The following is a 24,232-nucleotide window of genomic DNA, read 5'->3' as shown; positions in this document are numbered from 1 at the left end:
AAATTAGTTTAGACTGTAAAATTTCCTACGGGGGGGGGGGTGCTCTAAATGAAAATTTCTTGCGAAATGTTATAACAATATAATTTTTGATAAAATTTCTTATTATTTTCGTAATCTGTTATACGTCTTATGGTGTGTCGCAGATATGTGATTGGGTAATCACTAAACAAATGTTTGTAGTTCATTACCTCACTATAATTTTGATACTAAATCGTTTAGTACTTTGTCGAATACAGCGAATGTGAATGTGAGAATACAAGAAAATATTAAGCAGCAGGCGGAGCAGATTCTGGAAACGATTGGAGTTCCTAGGGCTACTGCTATTGGCATGTTTTATCGTCAAATCATTCTTAATAACGGTATTCCATTTTTGCTTACTATTCCTTGGATTCCAGGCAGGCATATCTTCTACAACAAATATTTTGCGAAGCGCATTAACATACGACGCAACGGTTTCCTCACTAATTGGCGTAATTTTATTCCGACGATTGGCGAATTTTCATTCCGACGATTGGCTTTGTTTAGAAATGTGGTTGTAGGACTAAATATTAAAAGGTTTAGCTTGTGGCGGATTTAAGCTTACTTCTCGAGATTCTAGATGCGATTTTGCTTTTACGTGTAAAAGGCAAGTTGACCATTTTGGGCGTAATTTTAAAGTTGAAATTGAAATTTACGCCCATTATTAGAACACCACGGCTTCCAGTCAACAATCTAATATTGCATGGGCATGGTATTAAGAGAATGGATATCGTGCCTAAAATCAAGCTATTAGGCTAGTCTTAAGCCTTTTTAACGTTGCTCGCTTCTATCGTTAAAGCGTGTACTCATTTTGCCGCACATCTGTTTATGTATGGAAATAAAATCCTGTGGATTATCGGATGATTTTTAGATATAGTTATTTTGTAGGTTACATATCTGCATTCTTTGTCCATAATTTACATCCCGTCAGTTTTATTAAACTCAAAGATGATTTGTACTCCGAGATGAATAAATATTGGGCAGATGATAGTGAATAACAGAGTGAAGATTGAGCATGAGAATCGTAGCTGCAATTAGGTAAAGATTAAGTTGTAGAGGAGGTATAAGTAATGAAGTATATCAAGCATTATGCTTTTTTGACCATTGTAGTTTGTCTTATACCACTTATTTCAGGTTGTAAGAATCAGAATAGTTTTAGCAATAATAATAGAGAGCTAAAAACAGAAAATCAAAAGTCTGCAAGGAATGAAGGAAATTCAGAAAATAATGAAGATGTTGACTGGAAAGAGGTAAGTAAAAATGGTGTTGATGAAACTTTGCTTATAAAAAACATAGATAAAAAGGTTCTCACGTATGTGGCTAAACAATTACAAAATCTATGCGATGAGATTGGTGAAAAGGGGCGCAGAGATAAATTCTATTGGCTGACAGGACAATGGTATAACGATGTAATGTATTCTAAACAATATATTAGTGTTATATTATTAGGTAAAAAAGCAATGAAACCATTGTTCCTAATAATATATAAAAGCAAACAGGCTGGAATGTATGAATGGGTTTGCAGTAAAGCTTTAGATGAAATATCTGGGTTTGATTTCTCGGGATTAAACAATGGTGCAGGCTGGAGCAATTCTAAAGAATTTTTAAAGGCATTTACCGATAAGATTATTGAACAAAAAAATTAACAACTCTCTGTTTCTAATTGTCTTGGAGTATAAACCAAAAATATTAATCATCCTAGCTTTACGCACTTTTGGATCTATAACCCACATATCAATTGGTAATGTCAAACAAATTCGCGCATAGTTTATGTATATTTACTGATTAGTGTTATAGGAGTACACTATGAAATGTATAGCGAACGCAAATAGTGTGGTTCACGGTAGAACTTCGTCAGTGCGCAAAATAAGGGATATGTGCCATTTTACGTGAATTAACGACTATTGCGTATCACGAGGTGAGGGATATGAAGAAAAATATGAAGCATCGTGTGTTGGCAGTGTCTAGTGCTGTTTTGTGTGTTGTAGCTATGACCTTGAGTGTTACTGTTCTGCCTGCGATAGCTTATGCCAACGTAACGAAGAATCCATTGTTTGCTGCTGTTTTGGCTGCTGCTTGTGTAACACTTTTCGCTGGTAAGCGTCGTGGTGTTTCGCGTCATTGCAACAAGTAGTAGCATGTTAAGACTGGACTTTTAGTCTGGTTTTTATTGTGACTGATTGCCTCACTTCGTGGTATTTTTCGCGGAGTGAGGCTTTCTGATATTAATACGGTTGGGATTGTGTTAATACGGTTGGGATTCTGGTTGCATGTATGGTAACGATTGGCATACTAGGATTAACATAGCTTATAATTATGTGATTAAATGCATCAAAACATATATAATAATGTGATACGCGATAAAAGATAACGTAAAATATGGCAGAATAATCGTGCAATCACGAACGCAAAATTTTGAGCGTTAGTCAAGTTTTCTTCAACAATAAGCGCCTGCAAAAACAATGTATCGCGTAATGTCTGCAAGTTAATTAACAAAGGCAAAAGGATAATAAATAAAGTAAGATTTAGTATGCGGATTTGATAGAATGATGTGCACATAGATCATTTCATACTTGGAATCTTGATTGTTAAAACATTTGCAATAAAGATAATCTGTTCTTAATTGTTGGTGGAAACTATGGTGAGTAAGATAACAAAATAATAGAGGAATTAGCCGCAGGTGATAAGTATGATTCTGGAAAAGTTATGGGATAAATATAGATCAGACGGAGATTTTAATTTTCATGCATTGCCAGAGTCTATAATAAAAAAAGGCGTGTTAGTAGAATATGAAAAGAACAGTATTCTTGTATCTAGGGGCGAGAGACCATATTACATATATTTCATACAGTATGGCATAGTTGCTGGAATACGCGAGTATATGAATGGAAGTACATACAGTTATTTTCAGTTAAACAGTACTAACGGGAGTATTGGTCTATTGGAGATTCTTGCGGGGAGAGATAGTTATATTGCAACGCTTAGTACAGTAACTAAAGTGAAGGCGTTACGGATAGATGCAGCGTTGGTATATAAGACAATCATGGAAGACAAAGAATTACTTAAGAAATGCATTAATCTTCTGTCAGACGATTTATATAAACGTTCGGGAAATGATGGGATTATGTACTACATGTCTGGATTGGATCGAGTGAGATTCTTTTTGATTACATATTACGAAAGTCATCAGAATATGAAGAATGCAAGTGGTGAGTTACTGATAGAAGCTGAATATAAGGATATTGCAAATGGAATCGGAATGAGTATCAGGACAGTTGGGCGCAATTTGCAGAAATTGAAAGAGACTGGTGAACTAAAAAATGTACAGAAAAAAATCATTATTAGCAAACATCAATATAAAGAACTACAAACAAATATTTATTCATAATCACTAAAACAATTTATTCATAATTGGTATGACAGCAGGGATTTTGTAATGAAATTCCTGCTGTTTTTGTATAAATTGTTGTTAATTTTATGAAAGGACATATGACCTTTAGAAGGAAATAGAAAGTATATACAATAAATGAAAAATAAGCGACATGAACAAGGAGGTTAAAATGTGAGCAATGCAAGATAAAAGGACTTGTTTTTGGTTCTATAAATATTGATTATGTGTATCAGATGGATCATTATGCAAGGCCTGTAGATATACTCACTGGGATTCTTGTTGTATCATTGCGATAGAGAAGGTGCGAATCTTGCAATTGTGCTGGGTTTTAGTGTAGTTGCATCAATGTGTGTAAAAGCTGTAAAGAAGCACTGACAATGTAGTTTTATGTGCTAAGCATTTTCACCACATCAGTGGGATGTAGGCTTACAGGGTATTTTTCTCGGAAATCATGAAGAATGAAGAATAGATTGTGTAAGCGTTGAAAATTTTAATCATGGGAATTTTCCATAAATGTATTCAGGCGGGAAACATAAGAGTCCATTTAGGAATATAACGAACTATATAAACGGGCAGAAAGGAAAAGAAGTGAAAAGAGGATTAAAATATGATTTTTCATTGATAGCACTTGTATTGATACCCGTGGGTGTATCCATTAACGTAGTAGGCTATCAGATGTCTCAAATATTGAAACTTCCGATTTTTATTGACCAAATTGGAACCATTCTGGTATCCATGCTCATGGGGCCATGGGTTGGAATGGTAACAGGATTGCTTGGAAATGCAGTAAACGGAATGATCTATCCTACAGCTTTTGGCTATGCAATAGTATCAATGCTGATCGGACTTGTATCTGGATTCCTTTCCAGATGGAAATTATACAGTAACATTCTTGGGATTGTATTCGGTTGTGTTCTTCTAAATGTAGTGTCATCTGTATCTGCTGCTGTAGTCACGGTGTTCATGTTTGGTGGAGTTACTGGAGCTGGAACAGATCTTCTTACAGCTGCATTCGTTGCATCAGGACAGGCTCTTTGGAATTCTGTATTAACAACAAATGTAATCTCAGGAACAATTAATACAATTGTAAACTTTGCGGTTGCATGGATTGTTGTGCGAAGAATTCCAGACCGCTTTTTAGTCAAATTAAACTATGGACTTCAATATATTAAAAAGAAAGGGGCAAAAATCAATGGATAGCAGAATTGGTAAATTATACCCAACCACAAAATTTATGATTACACTTTTGGTCGTGATTATTAGTATTTTTACACCAGGATATGCATTACAGTACGCATTGCTCCCTGTATTTTTGATTATTAGTCTTATGGCGGGAACAACGAAACAGTTCTTAAGTGCATTTTTTAAATCTATTTTTATTATTATTTTGTTCATATTTGTTATGCAAGTATTTGTTGTTGCTAATGATGATCAGACACCAATCTGGGGATTTATTCACTTTTCTCAGATAGGACTTGCAACAAGTTTGTCTATGACATCGAAAATTGCAGCAATAGCTTCTGCGATAATGATATTTTTTGAAACAACGAAAGTAAAAGATATCACTTATTCTCTGGAACATGCAGGTACTCCAAGAAAAGTAACATTTCTTATCTCTTCAACAATCCAATTGATTCCGCAGATGTCAATTATTTCAAAAACAATCACAGATGCGCAGAAATCAAGAGGAATTGAAACAGAAGGTGGATTGATAACAAGGATGAAAGCATTTATCCCAATGCTTGGTCCTCTGGTACTTTCGTCAATTCAGCAGACAGAAGAACGTGTACTTGCTCTAGAATCGCGAGCATTTTCAGCAAAAGGCAAGAAAACTTCCGTTTACGTTCTTAATAAAACAGCATTAGACATTGTGCTGGAAGTATTAAGCGTGATTTTGTTTATCGGATATGTCGTATGGAGGTTGATGTAATGGCAGAGATTGTTTTAAAAAATGTAAGTTACCGATATCCTTTGGAAGAAAAGCAAGTGGTTCGTAATTTTACGTACTGTTTCGAGCAGGGTAAAGTGTACGGGCTTATAGGGGAAAATGAATCCGGAAAAACAACGTTATGTAACATTATCCGCGGTTTTATTCCTGAATTATATAGAGGAAAATTAGAAGGAGAAATTTTAATCAATGGTCGTAAAATTGATACTTATGGTTCGGGTGAACTCGCTTCTATAGTAGGTTATTCTTTTCAGAATCCATTTGTGCAGATTTCAGGTGTAAAAGACAACGTATATGAAGAAATTGCATATGGTATGGAAAATATCGGAATCCCAAGGGAGCGGATGATAGAGAGAGTAGATGAACTGGTAAAAATTTTCCATCTGGAAGAATTGGTGGATAAAAATCCATATGAATTATCAGGTGGACAGAAGCAAAGAGTTGCTCTGGCGTCCATGATTGCATTAGATCCAGAAGTTGTTATCATGGATGAACCAACTTCACAGCTCGATCCGAAGAGTACGGAAGATATATTTGAAATCGTAAATATTTTAAAGAAACAGGGCAAAACTATCATTTTGATTGAGCATAAGATTGATCTTATAGCAGAGTACTGTGATTCTATCCTTTTGATGCATAATGGAGAGCTTGTGATGCATGGAGAGTCGAAAGATGTTTTGACAGATCCAAAAGTATTAGAGTATGGCGGTCAGCTCCCTCAGATTGTGCTTTATTTTCTGAAAAAGGGAAGTGTAAAAGGGAATGAAATTCCGCTTACGGTCAAAAAAGCAGTTGAAAAGATTATGAAGGAGGTACAGTGACAATGGCATATTTAGAACTTAAAAATGTATCATTCCAATATTCAAATGGGTATACTGCAGTTGAAAACGTCAGTATGAAATTTGAAAAGGGAGAAAAAGTCGCAATTATTGGACAGAATGGCGCTGGCAAGACAACAACAGTAAAATTAATGAATGGACTATTGCGTCCAACAAAAGGCGAAGTTCTGGTAAATGGTACAAGCACAGCGAATCTTACAGCAGCGCAAATTGCTAAAAATGTGGGTTATGTGTTTCAAAATCCAGATGATCAGATTTTCCAGGATAGTATCTACAAAGAAATTGCTTTTGGATTATCAAAAAGAGGAATAGCAAAGGAAGATGTTAATAAAAGAGTAGAAGAGGCTGCAAAGCTTTGTGGAGTAGAGAATGTATTGGAAGAACATCCGTACAATCTATCGTATTCAAAGCGAAAATTTATTACGATTGCTGCAATTGTAGCTATGGATACTGATGTGGTGATTTTGGATGAGCCAACAGCGGGGCAGGATAGGGGTTCTACAGAAAGACTTGGCGAAATAATAAATTGGCTTATCTCAAAGAATAAAATTGTTATAACCATCACGCATGATATGGAATTCGTAGTGAAAGAATTCAATAGAGTTATTGTAATGGCAAACAAACAGAAAAGAAGGGATGTAAGTCCAAAAGAGATTTTCTGGGATGAGGAATTGTTAAAATCTAGTAATCTAAAACAGCCATATATCTGCCAGTTCGCTAATCTTCTTGGATACAAGGGTGTATTAACAATAGACGATATGATTGGGGTGGCAAAATAATGAGACAAATATGGATTGATTGTGATCCTGGGCACGATGATGCCATGGCAATTCTTACGGCTATCGCAAATCCTGAAAAATTAAAGATTTTGGGAATTTCTACAGTTGGAGGAAATCAGACAATAGAAAAAGTTACAACAAATGCAAAAAATATTTTGGAATTTGTGCATTCGGATATTCCTCTCGCGAAAGGACAGGATAAGCCCCTGGTGAAGCCATTAAATACAGCGCCAGAGGCACATGGTGACAGTGGGATGGATGGATCGTATTTTAATGGAACTGATTATCCTGTTGTATCAGAAAATGCAGTAGAATATATGTACCATAAAATTATGGAGTCCAAAGAGAAAACCACGCTAGTTGCGCTTGCGCCGTTGACAAATCTTGCGCTTCTTTTAAAAGTATATCCTGAGGTGAAAGAAAAAATAGAGTGCATCAGCATGATGGGCGGTGGCATTAGCCATGGAAACTGCACGGAGTTGGCAGAATTTAATATATACGTGGATCCAGAAGCTGCTCATATAGTATTTCATTCAGGAATATCGGTTATCATGGCGGGTCTTGACGTCACAGAGAATGCTGCGATTACTCTGAATGAGATTAAAACGTTAAAAGATAAAGGGAAAGTCAGTCATCTAGCTTATGAACTTTTGAGTTTTTATAACGAAAGTGGTAAGCAGTTTGGATTTATAGATAGTCCTATTCATGATCTTTGTGCTGTGGAATATCTAATTAAACCAGATATTTTTTCAGGGAAAAATTATTATGTAGATATTGTTACTGATAATGGGATTTCAAGAGGACAGACATTGGCTGATCTGAGGAAAGTTCCGAAGCACAAAGATAATGTGTTTGTGCTCAAACAAGTAGACAGGAAAAAATTTGTAGAGACTCTAGTTGAAGGATTGGAAAAGTTAGATAAAGAAGTGTAAAGATGATGTAATGCATATTGCTGAAATATAGAAGTTATATAGCAATGGACCAAATAAAGATATAGACTTAGCGTTTCCTATCGGCTTTACCTTTGCATTCTGCTTCATAACTACTTGAATTGGATGTTGCGTTGCGCTCGCAAACTAATTGTGATGTATTTGATAAGGTGATTGATTTTGATGAATATTAAAAATTGCAAAGTAAGATGCTTCAATAGAGCATAAATGTTATTTTCTATGTGTTAATGTGATAATTGTTACTCAGCAATAGCTCTTTTAGAGTTTTAAGCGTGCTTATATTTGAGTTTTTGACGTAATGCTCGTATAATTTTCCACGTAAAGCACATTTAAGTTTATGAGGTGTTGCGCTATGACTGCCCAAATGATCGCTAATCTTAAGAACGGTTTGAAAGGCATATAAAAGCACATAAAACAGCTTAAGATACATATTCTTTAGCAGTATTAAACACGCATTGCATATGATGTTTGTCATTATGTTTGCACATGCGCGTTGGTTTTTTGCACGTTTTTTGCATGTTGTTGCGTGTTCTTATCGTTCTTGTAAGCAAGCGTTATCTTTTTTATCTAATTAATTTTCATTGTTGAAATTTATTCAATAATAGTAAGAATTAAGCTTTAATAACACGTAAGAACGAAGCAATAATAATGAATAATAATATAGAAGACGCAACTAATAGTCGCGATAACAATAATAAGCAGTCAACTAGCAACTTAATATTGCGTATTGATAATATAACAAGATCTTATTCTCGTGGATTCGGTCGTAAGAAAACAACTCGCCAAGTTTTACATAACGTATCTTTTGATATTCATTCTGGTGAAATATTTTGCTTGCTTGGCCCTAATGGTGCAGGTAAAACAACTACCGTAAAAATTGTTGGTACGTTGTTAGCTCCTGATAGTGGTAGTGTTCGTATTGCCAATATTGATGCTGTGAGTAATCCTCGAGAAGCGCGTAAGCACGTGTCGTTACTTCTTGGAGGTGAGCGAGGATTTTATCAAAGGTTAAGTGCATTAGATAATCTTCGTTATTTTGCTGATCTTTCTGCTGTTCCATATAGGGAGCAAGGAAAGCGTATTCACGATGCTCTTGAGCAAGTTGATTTACTTGATAAAGCTCATGATGCTGTTCAAACTTTTTCAAGGGGAATGTGGCAGCGGTTACATATTGCTCGATCGCTGGTCGCTAGAACGGATCTTATGCTTTTAGATGAGCCTACCACTGGTTTGGATCCTGAAAATGCTAGGAAAGTACGTGAAATTATTCATGCTTTACGAGATCAAGGAATAGCGATTTTGCTAACTACGCATGAGATGAGTGAGGCTGAAAAATTAGCTGATACTGTTGCTGTAATAAATCACGGTAATATTATCGCTCAGGGAAGTGTTCAGCAGTTGGCTTCTTTGCAGCATATCGATCACGTAACAATGTACGCGTATGACGGTGAACTATCAAGCGGAACTCCTAGTGTTAAGGAAGAATTGCAAAAACTTGATGGAGTGTTGTGGTGTGATGTTTTTGAATCACACGGAGTGTTAAATATTACTATCGCGTGGAGTAAAACATTATCTCAAGAACGAAATATTAAAATTCCTGTTGATGGGATTACGCGTTTAGGTGATCGCGCTGCAAGTTTGGAAGAAACGTATCTTGCTATTGTGCAAAATGACAATATTTCTGCACCAAATATTTCTACTTCTTCTGCTGCTACGCCGTCTTCTTCGCCGTCCTTGCTCCCATTAAGTAAGTAGGAGGTTTAATATGAATACTTCTACTCATTCATACGCTTCTGTGATTCGTGGCATGTGGTTTCAGCTTAAAAGTTTAGCGAAAACAACGTTTTTCTTGCAAAATGCGATACTTGCTCCAGTATGTTTTGCGTTGATGAAAATTGTTGCATACTATGGTTTTTCTCATGATTGCGCTAATTGTCTTAATAATATTTGGGTTGATTCTTCTATCGCTGGATTATGGTCTGCTACAACTACTGCTGTTGGAATTATTGGATACCAGCGTTATTTAGGAACATTACAATATTTAACTTTAAGTGTTATATCACCTTCTGCAGTGTTTCTTCCTATTGTAGGATCCGCAGCTTTACTTGGGTGCATTGGTATGCCGCTTGCGATTATTACCGTTGCTGTTTTATGCCATGGGTTCTTTATGATAACATTCACGCAGCTAGTTGGATACTTACTTTCTATGCTCGCTTGCGTAGCTTCTGCTGCATTATTATCTGGAATTTTTGTATTATGCCGTAAAGCTACAGTTTATGAAGGTTTGATTTTAATTCCTGTATGGATGCTTTGTGGAATAGTAATCCCTGTAGAATCAATGCCATTGCCTGCTCGCATTATTGCATTTATTCATCCGCTTACGTCGGCAGTGTGGGTGGCTCATGCGCAATCGTTTAATGCTACTACTGTGTTAGCAATTGTGTTATGTGTTGTATTATCCAGCGTTTTGCTTGTTATTGCAGGTTTTATGTTACGTCATGCTATTCGACTTGCAACGCTTAATGGGAGTTTAAACATAATATGATACGAAATAATAATCAGGTTGAAACTATGCGAAATAAAATTATTCAAAATAGTAAGTGCGCTAGATTGCATCAATATAATCAATATTCTCAGTATGGTCACGTGAGCGTGTTATCTAGTATACGAACTGGTGCAAGAGTGAGTATACAGAGTATACCTAGCTTAAATAGTTGGAATACTGCTGTTATTCGTATGATTATTGAGCCTCTTTTATCCACGTTCTTATACGTTTTTCTAGCTGGAGCTGTAAGTGGAGGATTCAATGGAACAGCTAGTGCTGCAATTAGCGCGGGTTTTAATCATAGTTTGATTGCTTCAACTCTTGCTGCTGTGATGGGAGCGTGTTCTATTTCCACAAGTATGACTGTGTCAGAAGCACTAGCATGGGATCGTTTTGAAGGCACAACACCATTCGTGCTTACAAGCGCAAAAGTTGCATTACCATTATGGTTAGGTCGTATTATTGCGCTCTTGACTATTTCTTTAGTGAGTGATGCTGTGACTTTGTTTATAACAATGCTTGTAGTAAGCCCAAGTGCTTTCTTGATGATTAATATGAGTGCGTTGATGCTGTTGTTCCTTATTGTTCCTGTTGCTTCTACGGGATTTGGTATTGCTATAGCTGCTATAAGCATGATGATGAATGATGTTTATACTATTTCTAACGCGCTTAGTGCAATACTTCCTATTGTTTGTGGTGTGATTGCTCCGATTAGCGTATTTCCTAAGATGATGCAATACGTGTTATATGTGATTCCAGTAACTCATGTTACTCAAGTATCGCGTAGTATAGTTGATGGTTCTGTAAATGTTGGCGTATCGCTACTTGTGATTCTTGTTGTTGGCATGTTATGGGCAATTGTTGGTGTGATCATATGGAATGTTGGTGTGGCGGTTCAACAGCGTAAAGGTACTTTAACCAATATAGGGTTTTAGCTGATAAATATGGGATTTAGTTAATTATATAAGGATTAGATTCGCTGGTGTGGAGTGGGTGTAATGCTAGTGGCATGTTGATTATTGCGTAAGATTGTTCAGCAAGCTACCAAGCTAATCTTAAACTTTTTAACGATTACCTTTTTCTATCGTTAAAAAGTGCACCCACTATCCATAGTGTGCACTCAAAAAAGTGTAGAAATACTCATGTGCGATAATAACGCAATTTTTGCTTTTTTTAAACAAGAGTATAGTGATATCAAATTTACTAAATAAGCTATTGGATTTGTGTAATTTGTAGTGAATTATTTAAGTTTGATAGCGATTTGTGAGTAGTTGTGTAAGTTTGCCTGTAAGTTTGCGTAAACTTGCATTATGATTTGCGATTTTGAAAGAGTTTTAGAGGAGAGTTGGTTGCTGTGAAGTCAATATTTAGCAAGAATAATATTTTTATTCGTATGAGATCTATTAGCCCAGCATTGCGATGGGCGCTGGTTGGCTTCTGTTTTTCTATGCTCGGTAACCAAGCGTATGAAGGCTCGGTTTTGCCTTCTATTATTATTGTGGGCTTGCCGGCTTGGGTGATTGGTTTTCGTAAGACTTTTATGACGGTTGCCGATTTTCTTTCGCCATGCTCTGGTTGGATAGTTGATAAGCTTGGCGGTTTTCGCGCTCTTGCTATGACTGAAGGCGTAGAAGGCGTGCTCAGTTTACTACCGCTTCTTATGCTTGGATCTCCTGCGTGGAAGTGGTCGCTTGTAGCTCTTTCTTGCGCATTGTTGATTACAGGTCAAGTGATTGACATTGCTAGCGAAGTTTTCGAGGTTGATGCTGCAGGTGGCGATGACGGTATGATTGTCAACTACAGCGGCATTGTTAGTATTTTGGCAAGTATTACAGGAACCTTGCTCGGCTCTCCGCTTGGATCTTGGATTGCAAGCTGGTCGATTCCTGCGGTTTTGATTTTCTCGTCCGTCACTTCTTTTGCGGCTTGTGCTACGCGATTTATTATGAAACAAGACATTGCGCAAGCGTCTTGCGAAATAGAGGAAAAAGCGCAAGCGTCTAATGAAGTAGAAGAAACACCGCAAGATGTAGAGGAAGCGTCGAAAGAATCGAAAGAAAATCAAGAAAATGATGTTGATTCCAAATCTGCATCTAATAAATCTGCGAATCCATTACTAAAGAGTAAAATCATGCTTCTTGCTGGATCTCTTTTGGTTGCTTTTATTCCTGCATGCTCTGTTTCCTATATTCTTCTTGGTCTAGGTAAGCAATATGGCTCTAAATCTTTAACAATACTGTATATTTTCACTGGTGTAGGAAGCGTGCTCGCATCCGTTTTGTATGCGCATTCGTCTCAAAAGCTCGGTTTAAGAAAAGTGGCGATTTTAGGTATTGCTGTGAGCTTGCTTGCTTATTGTCTTATGTTTATTAATCTTTTGCCAATGATGTGCTTTGCATTCTTACTTGAAGCGATTGGCGGAATGCTACTAGTAGAGCCGATTATTGTTGCGCGTCAGATTCTGTTTAATGGGAGTGCTCTCGCTAAGTTTTCTGGTTGGGCGCGCCTCGCGTTTGCGATTGGTGCTACTACTGGTTCTTGGATTGGATTTGCATTCTCATCGGCGTTCCAATGGCAGCTTTTGCCTATACTCGCGCTGATTTTCACAGCAGGATTGCTTGTTGTTTTGCCTCAATTACCCAATACGAGTTATGCAGATTAGATGATTTGCGCTGCAGAATATATGAAGTTTATATGTGATTAATAAGTGTTATCTTCTAAGCAAAAGGCATTGTTAAATCGATAAAACTTAACGATTTGCATATGTATGCATATCTGTGTATAATATGTAAAAATAGAAAATCTTGCGAGTATGAATACAAATAAAAGAGTATAAAATATTCTGCACAAACTAAATTACAGGAGACTCTCATGCACAAGATTATTCAAAAGTGGAATAGCATTGACCTTATTTTGCGTATTGTCATTGGTCTTTTTCTTGGCGCTGCACTTGGTCTTTTTGTGCCAGCTCACGTTTACGTACTCGATCTTATGGGAAAGCTTTTTGTGAGCGCACTTAAATCCGTTGCGCCTATCTTGGTATTTTGCCTTGTGATTGGAGCGCTCGCAAAAGCAAAAAGTGTTGGAAACATGAAGCTTGTAATCGTGTTGTATGCGATTTCTACTTTCACTGCAAGCCTTATAGCTGTATGTGCAGCTATGATTTTCCCTGTTGATTTCACTTTTGCGCATGTTGAAGCAGCATCTTCGCCATCTCCTCAAGGAATCGGTGAAGTTCTTAATTCTCTTGTGTTAAATATTGTGGTAAACCCTGTAGATGCTCTTGCTAAGGGAAACTTTATTGGTATTTTATTCTGGGCAATTGCCTTCGGTGTAGCGCTTCGTTTGGCTGAGCCTTCCACTAAAGCATTCTTTGACAACGTTTCGTCTGCTATTGGAAAAATTGTTCACTGGATTATTAACGCAGCGCCTTTCGGCATTATGGGTCTTGTTTATACAACAGTGGCAAGCAATGGTCTTCGTATTTTTAGTGAATATGGTTCCGTTATTGCCTTGTTAGTATGCACTATGGCTGTTGTTGCTTTGATTGTTAATCCAATTTTGGTTTTTGCTCTCACTGGCAAGAATCCGTATCCTCTTGTATTGCGAACGTTGCGCGATTCGGGAGTTACAGCGTTCTTTATGCGTTCTTCTGCTGCAAATATCCCTGTAAACATGAATTTGTGCGAAAAACTCGGTTTTAACAAAGACAATTACTCAGTTTCTATATCGCTTGGATCAACCATTAATATGAGTGGTGCTGCTATAACGATTTCGATTATGGCTTTGTGTGCTGCTCACACTCTTGGGATTTACGTTGATATTCCAACAGCTGTGATTTTGTCTGTGCTTTCTGCGGTTAGCGCTGCAGGCGCATCTGGTGTTGCTGGTGGCTCGCTTTTGCTTATACCTCTTGCGTGCTCATCGTTTGGTATTTCAAACGATATTGCTATGCAAGTAGTTGCTATTGGTCTTATTATTGGCGTGATTCAAGATTCGTGCGAAACTGCGCTTAACTCTTCCACAGATGTTCTCTTTACGGCAGTTGGCGAATATCGCATGTGGCAGCGTGCAGGTCTTAAGTTTAAGATGGGCAAAGACCACGAACCAGTGCAACTTAAAAAGTAGCTGTTGTAGCTTTTGTTAAGTATTATTATTAGTGCGCGTTCTTCCGTTTTTACGTTTTAGATCGCGCACTTTTGTTATATTTTGCGAGGTGTTATTGTAAATGAATCTAGCAGATGTTCAAATAAAAGAGTACGAAAAATATAATAGCAAAGATATTTTAAGACTATATGATTCTGTTGGTTGGTCTTCGTATACAGATGATTTAGTTGCTTTAGAAAATGGCTTTAACAATTCACTCAAGGTTTTAGCTGCGTATAAAAATGATGAGCTAGTTGGCATTGTTAGAGCTGTTGGTGACGGACATACGGTTGTTCTTATTCAGGATATTCTTGTTTTGCCGGAGTATCAAAGGCAGGGGATAGGCTCTGCTTTGTTAAATGCGATTGTGGATTTTTACCCTAATGTTCGTCAAATTCAATTAACAACGGATTGTACTGAAAAAACTATTGCTTTTTATAAATCTGCTGGTTTTATTGAGTTATCAGAAATCGAGTGCTGCGGTTTTATAAAAGACAGAGCATGATTGCGTATTAGGCTTTAGGGAAGTGGTAGGTTGTGTTTGCAGGAATACTGCGGTTAATCCACGCGTTTGCTGCGATTATACTTCCGCTTCCTATTGTGGTTTCTCCGCCTAAGATTGTTGCGTTTGCGTAAATTACAACATTATTTCCAATATTTGGATGCCGCTTTCCGCCTTTTACAGGATTTCCGCAATCGTCTAGCGCAAAACTTTTTGCACCCAGCGTTACGCCTTGGTAAAGCTTAACATGCTCGCCGATTACAGTTGTTTCGCCAATTACAATGCCAGTTCCGTGATCAATGCAAAAATATGCGCCAATTTTTGCTCCTGGATGAATGTCGATTCCAGTTTTTCTGTGTGCATATTCGCTCATAAGTCTAGGAATTAGCGGTACGTTAAGTTCGTAGAGTGCGTGCGCTGTGCGGTGAATAAGCATTGCATAAAAACCAGGGTATGCGAGTGTGACTTCTACTTTGCTTGTGCAAGCAGGATCGCCTTCATATATGGCTTGAATATCTGTTAAAAGTAACTTTTTAATTGTAGGAAGAGTATTTATAAATTGATTGCAAGTTTCTCGAATTTTAATTGTGTTGCTTGTGTAGCATTGAAGTTCGTGGAATATAATGCGTTCTATAGTGTCTAATGCGTTTGAAGTAACGGTATTCAAACTAGCGTTAGTATTCAAACTAGCATTGAGTTGAGTAGTCTCGTTGATTTCATTGCGCACATGCAACTCAGGCAAAAGTAGAGCCTGAGTCGCATGTATGAGTGCAATAATATTTCGGTAATTAGGTATGAATGTAGCCTGTCTTATGTCTGAATCGTGAATTGAGTTTAGTTGACTTATAAGATCAAGGCGATCACTCATACATTTCTCCCGTTATTTTTATTATTTTTCTTTATTTTATAGTTTTGATCATTATCTAATAATGTTATTTATTATCCATATATTATCCATATATTATTTAATCAAAACTTGCGTATTTACAGTAGCGCTCCTAAATGTAGTTAGTCTTCAAATAATGCTGTAGACAAGTATCGATCTCCTGAATCGGGAAGTATTGCAACAATGGTTTTACCACTGTTTTCTTCTCTTTTTGCTTCTTGGATTGCTGCCCAGATTGCAGCTCCAGAAGAAATACCCACTAGCACGCCTTCTTTTTTGCTTATAAGCTTGCCGTTTTCAATTGCGTCTTCATTTGTTACGTGAACAATGCGATCGTAAATGTTTTGGTTGAGCACATCTGGCACGAATCCTGCGCCGATTCCTTGAATCTTGTGCGCTCCTGGTTTGCCGCCTGCGAGCACAGGGGAGTCGGCTGGTTCTACTGCGATTACTTCCAGATGCGGATTTTGTTCCTTTAAATATGTGCCAGTACCTGTGATTGTGCCACCTGTTCCAACGCCTGCAATTAGAATATCCACGTTTCCGTTAGTGTCTTGCCAAATTTCTGGCCCAGTTGTGTTGTAATGCGCGTGCACATTTGCTTGATTGGTAAACTGTCCTGGAGTCCACGCGTTTGGCGTGTTTTCAACGATTTCCTTCGCTTTGGCAATTGCGCCTTTCATTCCTTCTGCAGCTGGGGTGAGTACGAGTTCGGCGCCGTATGCTTTCATAAGTTTTCTGCGTTCAATAGACATGCTTTCTGGCATAACAATAATGCTTTTGTATCCTTTTGTTTGAGCAATCATTGAAAGACCAATGCCAGTATTTCCAGAGGTTGGCTCAACAATTACTGAGCCTGGTTTAATTGTTCCTGCGGCTTCTGCTTCTTCAATCATCTGCTTTGCAATTCGGTCTTTTACAGAGCCTGCTGGGTTGAAGTATTCGAGTTTTACAAGGATTTTTGCTGCTAGATTATACTCTTTTTCAATGTTCGTAAGCTCCATAAGTGGAGTGTGGCCTACGAGTTCTTGAACGGACTTGTAAATATTAGACATAATATTTCCCCTTACTTGTTTGTTGTTTTACTTGTTTGTTTTTGTTTTGTTTGATTTGTTTTTAATTTTTAAAAAATGATTTTATTAATAAAGCGACTATTGCTTTATTAGTTGTTTCTAAAGATGCCATTTATCTGTTTAATATCTAATCCGTATTAAATTGTTATCTTTTCAACGTCTTATATTCGATTTTTGGCATAAAAAAAGAAACAGCGCGCTGTTTCTTGAATCGTAATTTGCTGTGTTTTAACGTAAATGCTTTTTAACACAGGCTAGATGATGCATACTTAGTGCTTGCAAACATCATTTCGATTAAGAAATGCGCAACAGCATACGTTACAACAACAATTTGTCATCATATTTGTATGATACATGCGCACTCCTTTACTAGTAGAAATGGTGATAAGTGAAGACTATAGCGAATGGATCTGTGTTTGTCAAACTTTGATATGTACTCCTTCTCATGCGTGAGTGTCTCTGTTTGGCGATAGTAGCCAATCGCCCGAGAATTTGTTGTGTTTGGCTGATTTGTGATTTTCGTGCGATAATGTGCGTGCTGGTATATAGGATTGAATGGCTTGTAGAATTAGTCGATTGTATGAAAGAGTTGATTATATGACAGAATATGATTTGCCGATTTTAGAGTATGATTACGATAAAAGTGCAGTTTTAATGCCAAAACACGATAATATTTCTGTTCAGCTTCCATCTAAAGCGGTTTTTGCTTTCTTAGGCGATGAAATTGATCAGTATGCTTTAAGTAGGAAAGCTACGATTGTAGCAAATTTTGAATCTGCAACTAAAGTATATCCAATATATGTTTTGGAAGAAAAAGTAGAGAAAAAAGTAAGAGAAAATACAGGCAGCGAAGTAGAAGAAGAAACGCAAAAAATCTGCTTAGTGCAGGCTCCAGTTGGTGCTCCTGCCGCTGTTCAGATCTTAGACTGGCTGATTTCTTACGGTGTTAGCGAAGTTGTTAGTGCTGGTTCTTGCGGATCGCTAGTTGATTATGCGGAAAATGTTTTCCTGGTTCCGTATAAAGCTTTAAGGGATGAGGGGACTTCTTATCATTATTTGCCTCCAAGTCGTTATGTTGACGTTTCAGAGCGCTCGAGACGTGCTATTTTACAAACTTTACAGGCGCACAATTTGCCTTATCATGAAGTTAAAACGTGGACTACGGATGGGTTTTTCCGTGAAACTAAGACGAAAGTTGCTAATCGTAAGCAGGAGGGATGCGCGGTTGTTGAGATGGAGTGTTCTGCTTTAGCGGCTTGTGCGCAAATGCGTGGGATTGTTTGGGGTGAGATTCTTTACACTGCAGATACTTTGCACGATGTTGAAAATTACGATGAGCGCAATTGGGGTGGAGACTCTAAAGCGTATGCGCTTGAGCTTTGTATTGAAGCAGTGTTGCGCATTTGACACGTTTACACTGATAATACATATGGAATCAGTGTTTTAATTTGATTTTTTTTTTAACTCTATGCTTATTATTTCTGTCAAGAATTACGTATAAATGCGTTTAAGTATTACGTTAAGGGTTAATAATCATGATAAGTATGATAGTGTAGCTTTCAATGCTTTGTAGCGAGTGAATAAGCAAATAGCTTATGAAGATGCTAGCTGCGAAAATGCTATTAGAGAAGAGATAATAGAAATAGTATAGATATAAAGGAAGTGAGAGGTAGCGAGAATGAGTAAAACTGACAACGCGGCAAATCAGCAATCGCCCGCGAATCAAAATACTGTGGCGAATCAGCAATCGTCCAAACTGTATCCCGACGTGAAAAATTACGTAAAACTATTTTTCAAGGAAAACAAACTTGTAGCTTTTCTTTCGATGATAGTTTTTATTGCCCTGTCTATGATTTACACTGCTATTTCTTGGATTTTGCAAATTATTTTCGACTATATGTCTGGCAAAGGAGCCTTCTCTTTAACTACTATTTTTCTGCTTGTCGCTTCCTTTATGCTGGTAATCTCCCTGATTTTTGCGTTGAAGCGCAGTGCGTACCCCCGCTTTCTTGAAAAAGCAATGAATCAGTATAAAGAGTCTGTTATTAAGAAGCTTTTAAAAAAGAGTTATAGTGATTTTTCGCTTGCGAATTCTGGCACGTATCTTTCTGTACTTACTAATGATTGCGAGCGTATTCAAGAAAAGTATTTGAAGAAGATTTTTGACTTTGTTCAAGACGTTCTTATGCTTGTAAGCTCGCTAGCTCTTATGATTTACTATAGTCCATTGCTCACTGTTATTGCTCTTATTATTTCTGTGCTTCCAATGGCGTGCTCGATTCTTACAGCTAATGGAATTGCCACTCGAGAGGAGCAGGTTTCTAAGTCGAATGAGTCTTATACGGCTCTGACTAAGGATGTTTTGAACGGAGTTTCGGTTATTAAGAGTTTTAAGGCGGAGCAGGAGGTTATTAACCGTTATCAGAATCAGTCGATGGAGCTTGAGCATACTAAGAATCTTCGCGAAAAAACGATGATTACTGTTTCTGCTCTTGGAACGATTTCAAGCCTTGCAACTCAGCTTGGCGTGATGCTTGTTGGCGCTTGGATGGTTAACGCTCATGTTGGTGTTATTACTGCCGGAATGGTGTTAGCTTTCACTAATTTGATGAATGGAGTGCTTCAGCCTATTGCAAGTCTTCCGCAAATGCTTGGCGAGATGAAGGGTGCTAAGAAGCTTATTAGTAAGATGGCTGATTATATGAGTAACGTTAAGGAAGATTCTGGCGATATTATTGACGATTCTATTAAAAGCATTGTTTTGCGAGATGTTTCGTATTCTTACGATGCTGATCGTAAAGTCTTGAAAAACGTAAATCTAACTTTGCAAGCTGGAAAATCTTACGCGATAGTAGGGCCTTCTGGTGCTGGTAAGAGTAGCTTGATTAATTTGCTTATGGGATATTACAAGGATTATGAAGGTAGCGTGCAGCTGAATAATCACGAACTTAGCAATGTGAGCAAGAGTTCGCTTTATGATAAGACGACTCTTATGCAGCAGTCTGTGTTTATGTTTGATGCTTCGATTTTAGATAATATTACGCTGTTTAAGCCATTCCAGGACGCGGAGGTGGATCGCGTGATTCACTTGGCTGGTTTGGATGATTTGATTGCTGCTAAAGGTAAGGATTATCAGTGCGGCGAGAACGGTAGTCATCTTTCTGGCGGCGAAAAGCAACGTATTGCTATTGCGCGAAGCTTGCTTAAAAAGTCCGAGATTCTGCTGGTTGATGAGGCAACGAGTGCGTTAGATAACGAGACGAGCGCGAACGTAACGCAGTCTATTTTGGATTTGCAAGGAATTCTTCGACTTGTTGTAACTCATCGCTTGGATGCTAATTCACTTAAGCAATATGATGAGATTCTTGTGATGAAAAGCGGCGAGCTTATTGAGCGCGGAAGCTTTGAGGAGCTTATGAATCAGAAGGCTTACTTCTACTCGCTTTACACTGTGTCTATGTGAGTATATGGCGCTGGCTTGGGGCTGGCTTGCGCTGGTTTGTTGTAATGTGCTGTGCAATTTCAATCTCGGTAAAAATATTAACGCAGCATGCTTTCTGCGATAGTAGCCAATCGCCCGCGAATTTGCAGCGATTGGCTACTTTGGTATTGGATACTTTGCGATTAGCACTCTGATTATTCAGTTTATGCTATCTGCGATTATTTCGTTCACGATACGAGTTCACAAAATCTTCAACAGATAGGAACGTATTTTCATAACCCAGTTTCTCGCACAGCTTCACAACATCTGGCTTATCAAGATGTGCGCTAGAAAGTATGTCGTCTCGCATAAATGCGTCGCGCGCAGTGCCGTCAAAAAGAACATTGCCATTTGAAAGCACAACAACGCGATTAAATACTCGAGCCACAAAATCCATATCGTGAAGAACAGCTATAACAATTTTCCCCTGAGAAACAAGGTGCTTAATAATTGATTCAATACAACGTTTTCCGCGATCGTCCTGAGCAATCGTAGGCTCATCTAAAATAACAACTTGAGTATCCATTGCTAAAATTGACGCAATAGAAACCATTTTTCTTTCACAAAGACTTAAATCGTAAGGATTTACCTCGCTTTTATCTAAAAGTCCTACGAGTTTTAGACTTTCTTTTGCTTGGATCAATGCTTGACTCTTATCAATTCCAATTTTTAAAAGTCCAAACATTACTTCGCGTATAACAGTTGATTCAAAAATCTGGTCATCTGGATTCTGGAATACAAAGCCAATATCTTTAGCAAGAGATGGAACAGTACATTCTGCAATATCTTTACCATTTAATAAAACGCTTCCAGATTTCGGCGTAAGAAGTCCTCTAAGGATTTTAAGTAAAGTTGTTTTTCCAGTGCCATTTTGACCAACAATAGCGCATGTTCCAGGAGCAAAAGACAAATTTAGATTGTTGAATATTTGTGTTGTTGGAGTATGAGAAAAAGACACGTTTCGTATTTCAATAGTAGGAGTCATTATAAGCGATTCCCTTCGTGCGAGCTTAAAATTTGTGACGTTTGCTCAAGAGTTATTGGATACAAGCCATTATTGTTTTTTAACGAAAGTTTTTTGCAAATTTGAGTATAAACAGGAGGATTTACGCCATATTCTTCCAAGTCTTCGCGAGAAAAGATTTTTTGCGGAGTATCAAAATCAATGAGTTTTCCTTCGCTTAAAAGCATTACGCGGTCGCTATATTGCGCGATTTTTTCCATTTTGTGCTCAACCATAATAATAGTTTGACCCTGATTTTTTAAGGATTCTACTGCTTTAAAAACCTCTTCAGAACCTTTAGGATCAAGCTGCGAAGTTGGCTCGTCTAAAATTATTATTTCTGGTTGCATAACTAAAATAGCGGCAATAGACATTCGCTGCATTTGACCGCCAGATAAATCGTATGGAGAACAATCTTTAAGATGGGCAATGTTGAGCATGTCCATGATTTTCTCTACGCGACTTTGCATCTCGTTTTGCTCAATTCCAAGATTTTCAAGCCCAAACGCAATTTCTTCGTACACAGTAAGCTTAGAGCCAGTAATTTGATTAAAAGGATTTTGGAAAACTAAACCGACTTTTTTACAAAGACTGTCTATTGGCGTAGTTTTTGCGTTAAGACCGTCTACCTCAACTTTGCCGCCGTACGCTCCGTGGTAAAGATCAGGAACAAGACCTAAAATAGCTTGCGATAATGTTGATTTTCCAGCTCCATTAGCACCTATTATTCCAATAAATTCGCCTTTATGAATGTCGCAAGAAATGTCATTGAGTGCAAGAGTTTTACTATAAGGATAGCGATATTTTAAGTGCTCTATATGAATAGCTGCCATGCTATATATCCTAAATTATGAAGCAACGCATAAATAATAGACGCTATTATTACAATTAAACAAGCGCATAAAAATAGCGTATTGTATTTGCTTGGCTTAAATGGTTTTATGAATGTTTTTTGATTATTGCACGAAAATCCGCGAACTTCTAAAGCTATAGTTCTTTCTTTAGAACTCATAAACGAAGACATTATAATCGGGGATATTAAAGGCAAAAAAGCTTTGAAACGCGTTATAAGAGAACCTTTTGTTTTCAATCCTCTGCTTCTTTGAGCGTCAACAATAGTCGAAGTTTGCTGTGTTATTTGAGGAATGATTTGAAATAGAGATACAAAAACATAACCCATCTTAGGTGGTAATCCAGCTTGTATCATCTCTTGCATCATATTAGAAGGTTTAGTTGTAAGCGTTAAAACACAAAATGCAAACGAAATATTTAATATATTTAGCACAATCTTCATAGCTACTTCAAAACCTTCTTTGCGAGCAATCAAAGGTCCTAGTTTGAATAAAATCGTGTAATTTCCTGATCTAAAGAAAGTCTGAACTATAAAAATAGTTACAATAATAAAACCAGTAACTTGTATTACGATTTTTATTTTTGCTAGAACCTTTGATGTTGCAAGTAAGATTAGGCTCAAAATAATAAAGATAGCGAAAGAACTATAGCCTCCAAGCAAACTCGGTGTACTTGTAGCGCATATTACGTATGCAAGCTTGGTTTTTGCAGATAGTCCGTTTAGAAACGAATGCTTATCTTCAAATAGGCTGATGCTTTTCATGCTATCTCGTCTTATTGTGCTTATATTAAAACTTGTAGAACTTAGCGTTTATGCGATTTATTTTCTGGTGATAAACGTTTATTTATCAAGATCTTCGTCATCTGATTGATATATGGCTATTAAACTCTTAGGAAGAACTTTATAAATTCCAGCTGCAAGGAACAAAACAACAATCTTGTCTGGTATATCTACAACAAGCTCATCTACGAATGATGCAAAGAAGCCTTTGGAACCCATTGCTGCAAAAACAGCGTCACCCCAAACGTTTCCAGTGGTTCCGCCCCAATAAATCATGTTTAGAGGTGTAGAAATGATTATTGCGATTGCTGCAACAATAAGGCTTGTTATAAAAATGTGTAGGCCTTTGTCCATATATTTTAATCGTGCAGCGATTCCAACGCTTACTCCAATTGCTGCAGCTGTAATGCTATAGACTGTAGAAATTGGATCAATTGTTAAGCCGTAAACAATATTGGTTAAAAATCCAGCAATTCCGCCTACAACAGGCCCAGCTAAGCATGCTGAAATGCAAGTGCCTAGTGTGCCAAGCCAAAGTGGTAGTTTTAGCATGCTTGCAAATAGTTTCGCAACATAATTTATGCCGATTGCAGCTGGTATTAGTACGAGTGAAGCAGTAGTTAATTTAACGCTCCAAATATTTTTTAGTTTCTTTACCATTTTTGAACTTCCTATCAGTTAAGGAATAAATTCAAGTTCATTATACGCTTTGAGAAATGTTATTAAAGTAGTTGAAAATTAATGTGTTATAAATTGTAATCTTGTTTATTTTTTGTTATTTTAACTGATTCTTTATTATTTATTTTGTATTAAATTTTTGCGGAAAATAATCACAGCTATACCACTTCTCTAGCAAAATCAAAGTTGTTATTATTTTGTTATTTGACTATTTCACTATTCCAAATTTTGCTATCACAAATTTAACTATTCAAAAATTCTAGTATTCCAAATAATGATTATTTATGATAAAAAAATATAAGAGATTTTTATGCCTTTTATAAAAATGTTGTTACGAAAATATTGTTATAAAAATATTGG

Annotated in this window: 22 protein-coding genes and 1 pseudogene; 17 read left to right on the top strand and 6 right to left on the bottom strand. The window is 37.2% G+C overall.

What is annotated here, in order from left to right:
• Window positions 1-223: 223 nt before the first annotated feature.
• From HXT60_RS04205 to HXT60_RS04135, 15 genes and pseudogenes are all read left to right on the top strand, one after another.
• Window positions 224-385, top strand: a pseudogene (locus HXT60_RS04205) (type II toxin-antitoxin system RelB/DinJ family antitoxin); the annotation flags it as partial.
• A gap of 703 nt (window positions 386-1,088) precedes the next feature.
• On the top strand, window positions 1,089-1,664 hold the full coding sequence (locus HXT60_RS04200; RefSeq protein ID WP_014554491.1) for a hypothetical protein: 576 nt from the start codon (window positions 1,089-1,091) through the stop codon (window positions 1,662-1,664).
• 281 nt (window positions 1,665-1,945) lie between these two features.
• A complete protein-coding gene (locus HXT60_RS04195; RefSeq protein WP_064623652.1) occupies window positions 1,946-2,152 on the top strand; it encodes a hypothetical protein in 207 nt (68 codons plus the stop codon).
• Window positions 2,153-2,707: 555 nt separating this feature from the next.
• A complete protein-coding gene (locus tag HXT60_RS04190) occupies window positions 2,708-3,406 on the top strand; it encodes a Crp/Fnr family transcriptional regulator (protein WP_064623640.1) in 699 nt (232 codons plus the stop codon).
• Between the two features lie 591 nt (window positions 3,407-3,997).
• On the top strand, window positions 3,998-4,609 hold the full coding sequence (locus tag HXT60_RS04185; protein WP_032842046.1) for an ECF transporter S component: 612 nt from the start codon (window positions 3,998-4,000) through the stop codon (window positions 4,607-4,609).
• A complete protein-coding gene (locus HXT60_RS04180) occupies window positions 4,602-5,339 on the top strand; it encodes an energy-coupling factor transporter transmembrane component T (RefSeq protein WP_075038906.1) in 738 nt (245 codons plus the stop codon). Before HXT60_RS04185 ends, HXT60_RS04180 begins: the two co-directional genes overlap by 8 nt.
• Window positions 5,339-6,178, top strand: a complete 840-nt coding sequence (locus tag HXT60_RS04175; protein WP_004117513.1) for an energy-coupling factor ABC transporter ATP-binding protein — start codon at window positions 5,339-5,341, stop codon at window positions 6,176-6,178. Before HXT60_RS04180 ends, HXT60_RS04175 begins: the two co-directional genes overlap by 1 nt.
• A gap of 2 nt (window positions 6,179-6,180) precedes the next feature.
• Window positions 6,181-6,975: an energy-coupling factor ABC transporter ATP-binding protein gene (locus HXT60_RS04170; protein ID WP_014554494.1), complete on the top strand. Its 795-nt coding sequence runs from the start codon at window positions 6,181-6,183 to the stop codon at window positions 6,973-6,975.
• 44 nt (window positions 6,976-7,019) lie between these two features.
• Window positions 7,020-7,907 (top strand): nucleoside hydrolase, encoded by an 888-nt coding sequence (locus tag HXT60_RS04165; RefSeq protein WP_248898790.1) that lies wholly within the window; start codon window positions 7,020-7,022, stop codon window positions 7,905-7,907.
• 666 nt (window positions 7,908-8,573) lie between these two features.
• Window positions 8,574-9,680 carry an ABC transporter ATP-binding protein gene (locus HXT60_RS04160; protein ID WP_004114774.1) on the top strand — a complete coding sequence of 369 codons (1,107 nt, stop codon included), beginning with the start codon at window positions 8,574-8,576 and terminating at the stop codon, window positions 9,678-9,680.
• Window positions 9,681-9,690: 10 nt separating this feature from the next.
• On the top strand, window positions 9,691-10,470 hold the full coding sequence (locus HXT60_RS04155; RefSeq protein ID WP_004114776.1) for a hypothetical protein: 780 nt from the start codon (window positions 9,691-9,693) through the stop codon (window positions 10,468-10,470).
• Window positions 10,467-11,405, top strand: coding sequence for an ABC transporter permease (locus tag HXT60_RS04150; RefSeq protein WP_004114777.1), 939 nt, complete (start codon window positions 10,467-10,469; stop codon window positions 11,403-11,405). Before HXT60_RS04155 ends, HXT60_RS04150 begins: the two co-directional genes overlap by 4 nt.
• Before the next feature lie 419 nt (window positions 11,406-11,824).
• Entirely contained in the window at window positions 11,825-13,132 is a 1,308-nt protein-coding gene (locus HXT60_RS04145) for an MFS transporter (protein WP_064623609.1), read from the top strand.
• 209 nt (window positions 13,133-13,341) lie between these two features.
• A complete protein-coding gene (gene sstT, locus HXT60_RS04140) occupies window positions 13,342-14,598 on the top strand; it encodes a serine/threonine transporter SstT (RefSeq protein WP_415697203.1) in 1,257 nt (418 codons plus the stop codon).
• A gap of 100 nt (window positions 14,599-14,698) precedes the next feature.
• Window positions 14,699-15,121: a GNAT family N-acetyltransferase gene (locus tag HXT60_RS04135; RefSeq protein WP_004138275.1), complete on the top strand. Its 423-nt coding sequence runs from the start codon at window positions 14,699-14,701 to the stop codon at window positions 15,119-15,121.
• A gap of 7 nt (window positions 15,122-15,128) precedes the next feature.
• On the opposite strand, the gene epsC is transcribed toward HXT60_RS04135, so the two are convergent.
• Both epsC and cysK read right to left on the bottom strand, forming a co-directional pair.
• A complete protein-coding gene (gene epsC, locus HXT60_RS04130) occupies window positions 15,129-15,986 on the bottom strand; it encodes a serine O-acetyltransferase EpsC (protein WP_004138006.1) in 858 nt (285 codons plus the stop codon).
• Between the two features lie 140 nt (window positions 15,987-16,126).
• Complete coding sequence (gene cysK / locus HXT60_RS04125; RefSeq protein ID WP_421790820.1) at window positions 16,127-17,059, bottom strand: cysteine synthase A; 933 nt, start codon at window positions 17,057-17,059, stop codon at window positions 16,127-16,129.
• Window positions 17,060-17,674: 615 nt separating this feature from the next.
• Here cysK and HXT60_RS04120 point away from each other — a divergent pair.
• Together HXT60_RS04120 and HXT60_RS04115 are read left to right on the top strand one after the other, a co-directional pair.
• A complete protein-coding gene (locus tag HXT60_RS04120; RefSeq protein ID WP_162861954.1) occupies window positions 17,675-18,484 on the top strand; it encodes a nucleoside phosphorylase in 810 nt (269 codons plus the stop codon).
• 271 nt (window positions 18,485-18,755) lie between these two features.
• A complete protein-coding gene (locus HXT60_RS04115; RefSeq protein ID WP_421790818.1) occupies window positions 18,756-20,540 on the top strand; it encodes an ABC transporter ATP-binding protein in 1,785 nt (594 codons plus the stop codon).
• A 187-nt stretch (window positions 20,541-20,727) separates the two neighbouring features.
• Here the strand turns inward: HXT60_RS04115 and HXT60_RS04110 are convergent, their stop codons facing one another.
• From HXT60_RS04110 to HXT60_RS04095, 4 genes are all read right to left on the bottom strand, one after another.
• Window positions 20,728-21,543, bottom strand: a complete 816-nt coding sequence (locus tag HXT60_RS04110) for an energy-coupling factor ABC transporter ATP-binding protein (RefSeq protein ID WP_004138062.1) — start codon at window positions 21,541-21,543, stop codon at window positions 20,728-20,730.
• Window positions 21,543-22,394 (bottom strand): energy-coupling factor ABC transporter ATP-binding protein, encoded by an 852-nt coding sequence (locus HXT60_RS04105; protein WP_410311460.1) that lies wholly within the window; start codon window positions 22,392-22,394, stop codon window positions 21,543-21,545. Before HXT60_RS04105 ends, HXT60_RS04110 begins: the two co-directional genes overlap by 1 nt.
• Window positions 22,376-23,176: an energy-coupling factor transporter transmembrane component T family protein gene (locus tag HXT60_RS04100; protein WP_020761102.1), complete on the bottom strand. Its 801-nt coding sequence runs from the start codon at window positions 23,174-23,176 to the stop codon at window positions 22,376-22,378. Before HXT60_RS04100 ends, HXT60_RS04105 begins: the two co-directional genes overlap by 19 nt.
• A 78-nt stretch (window positions 23,177-23,254) precedes the next feature.
• Complete coding sequence (locus HXT60_RS04095) at window positions 23,255-23,854, bottom strand: sensor histidine kinase (protein ID WP_004114802.1); 600 nt, start codon at window positions 23,852-23,854, stop codon at window positions 23,255-23,257.
• Between the last annotated feature and the right edge of the window lie 378 nt (window positions 23,855-24,232).

It is taken from the genome of Gardnerella sp. KA01002 (assembly GCF_049244015.1).
GTDB lineage: Bacteria > Actinomycetota > Actinomycetes > Actinomycetales > Bifidobacteriaceae > Bifidobacterium > Bifidobacterium vaginale.
Note: the sequence above shows the minus strand (reverse complement) of the source record. Positions and strands in the feature narration are given on the sequence as shown.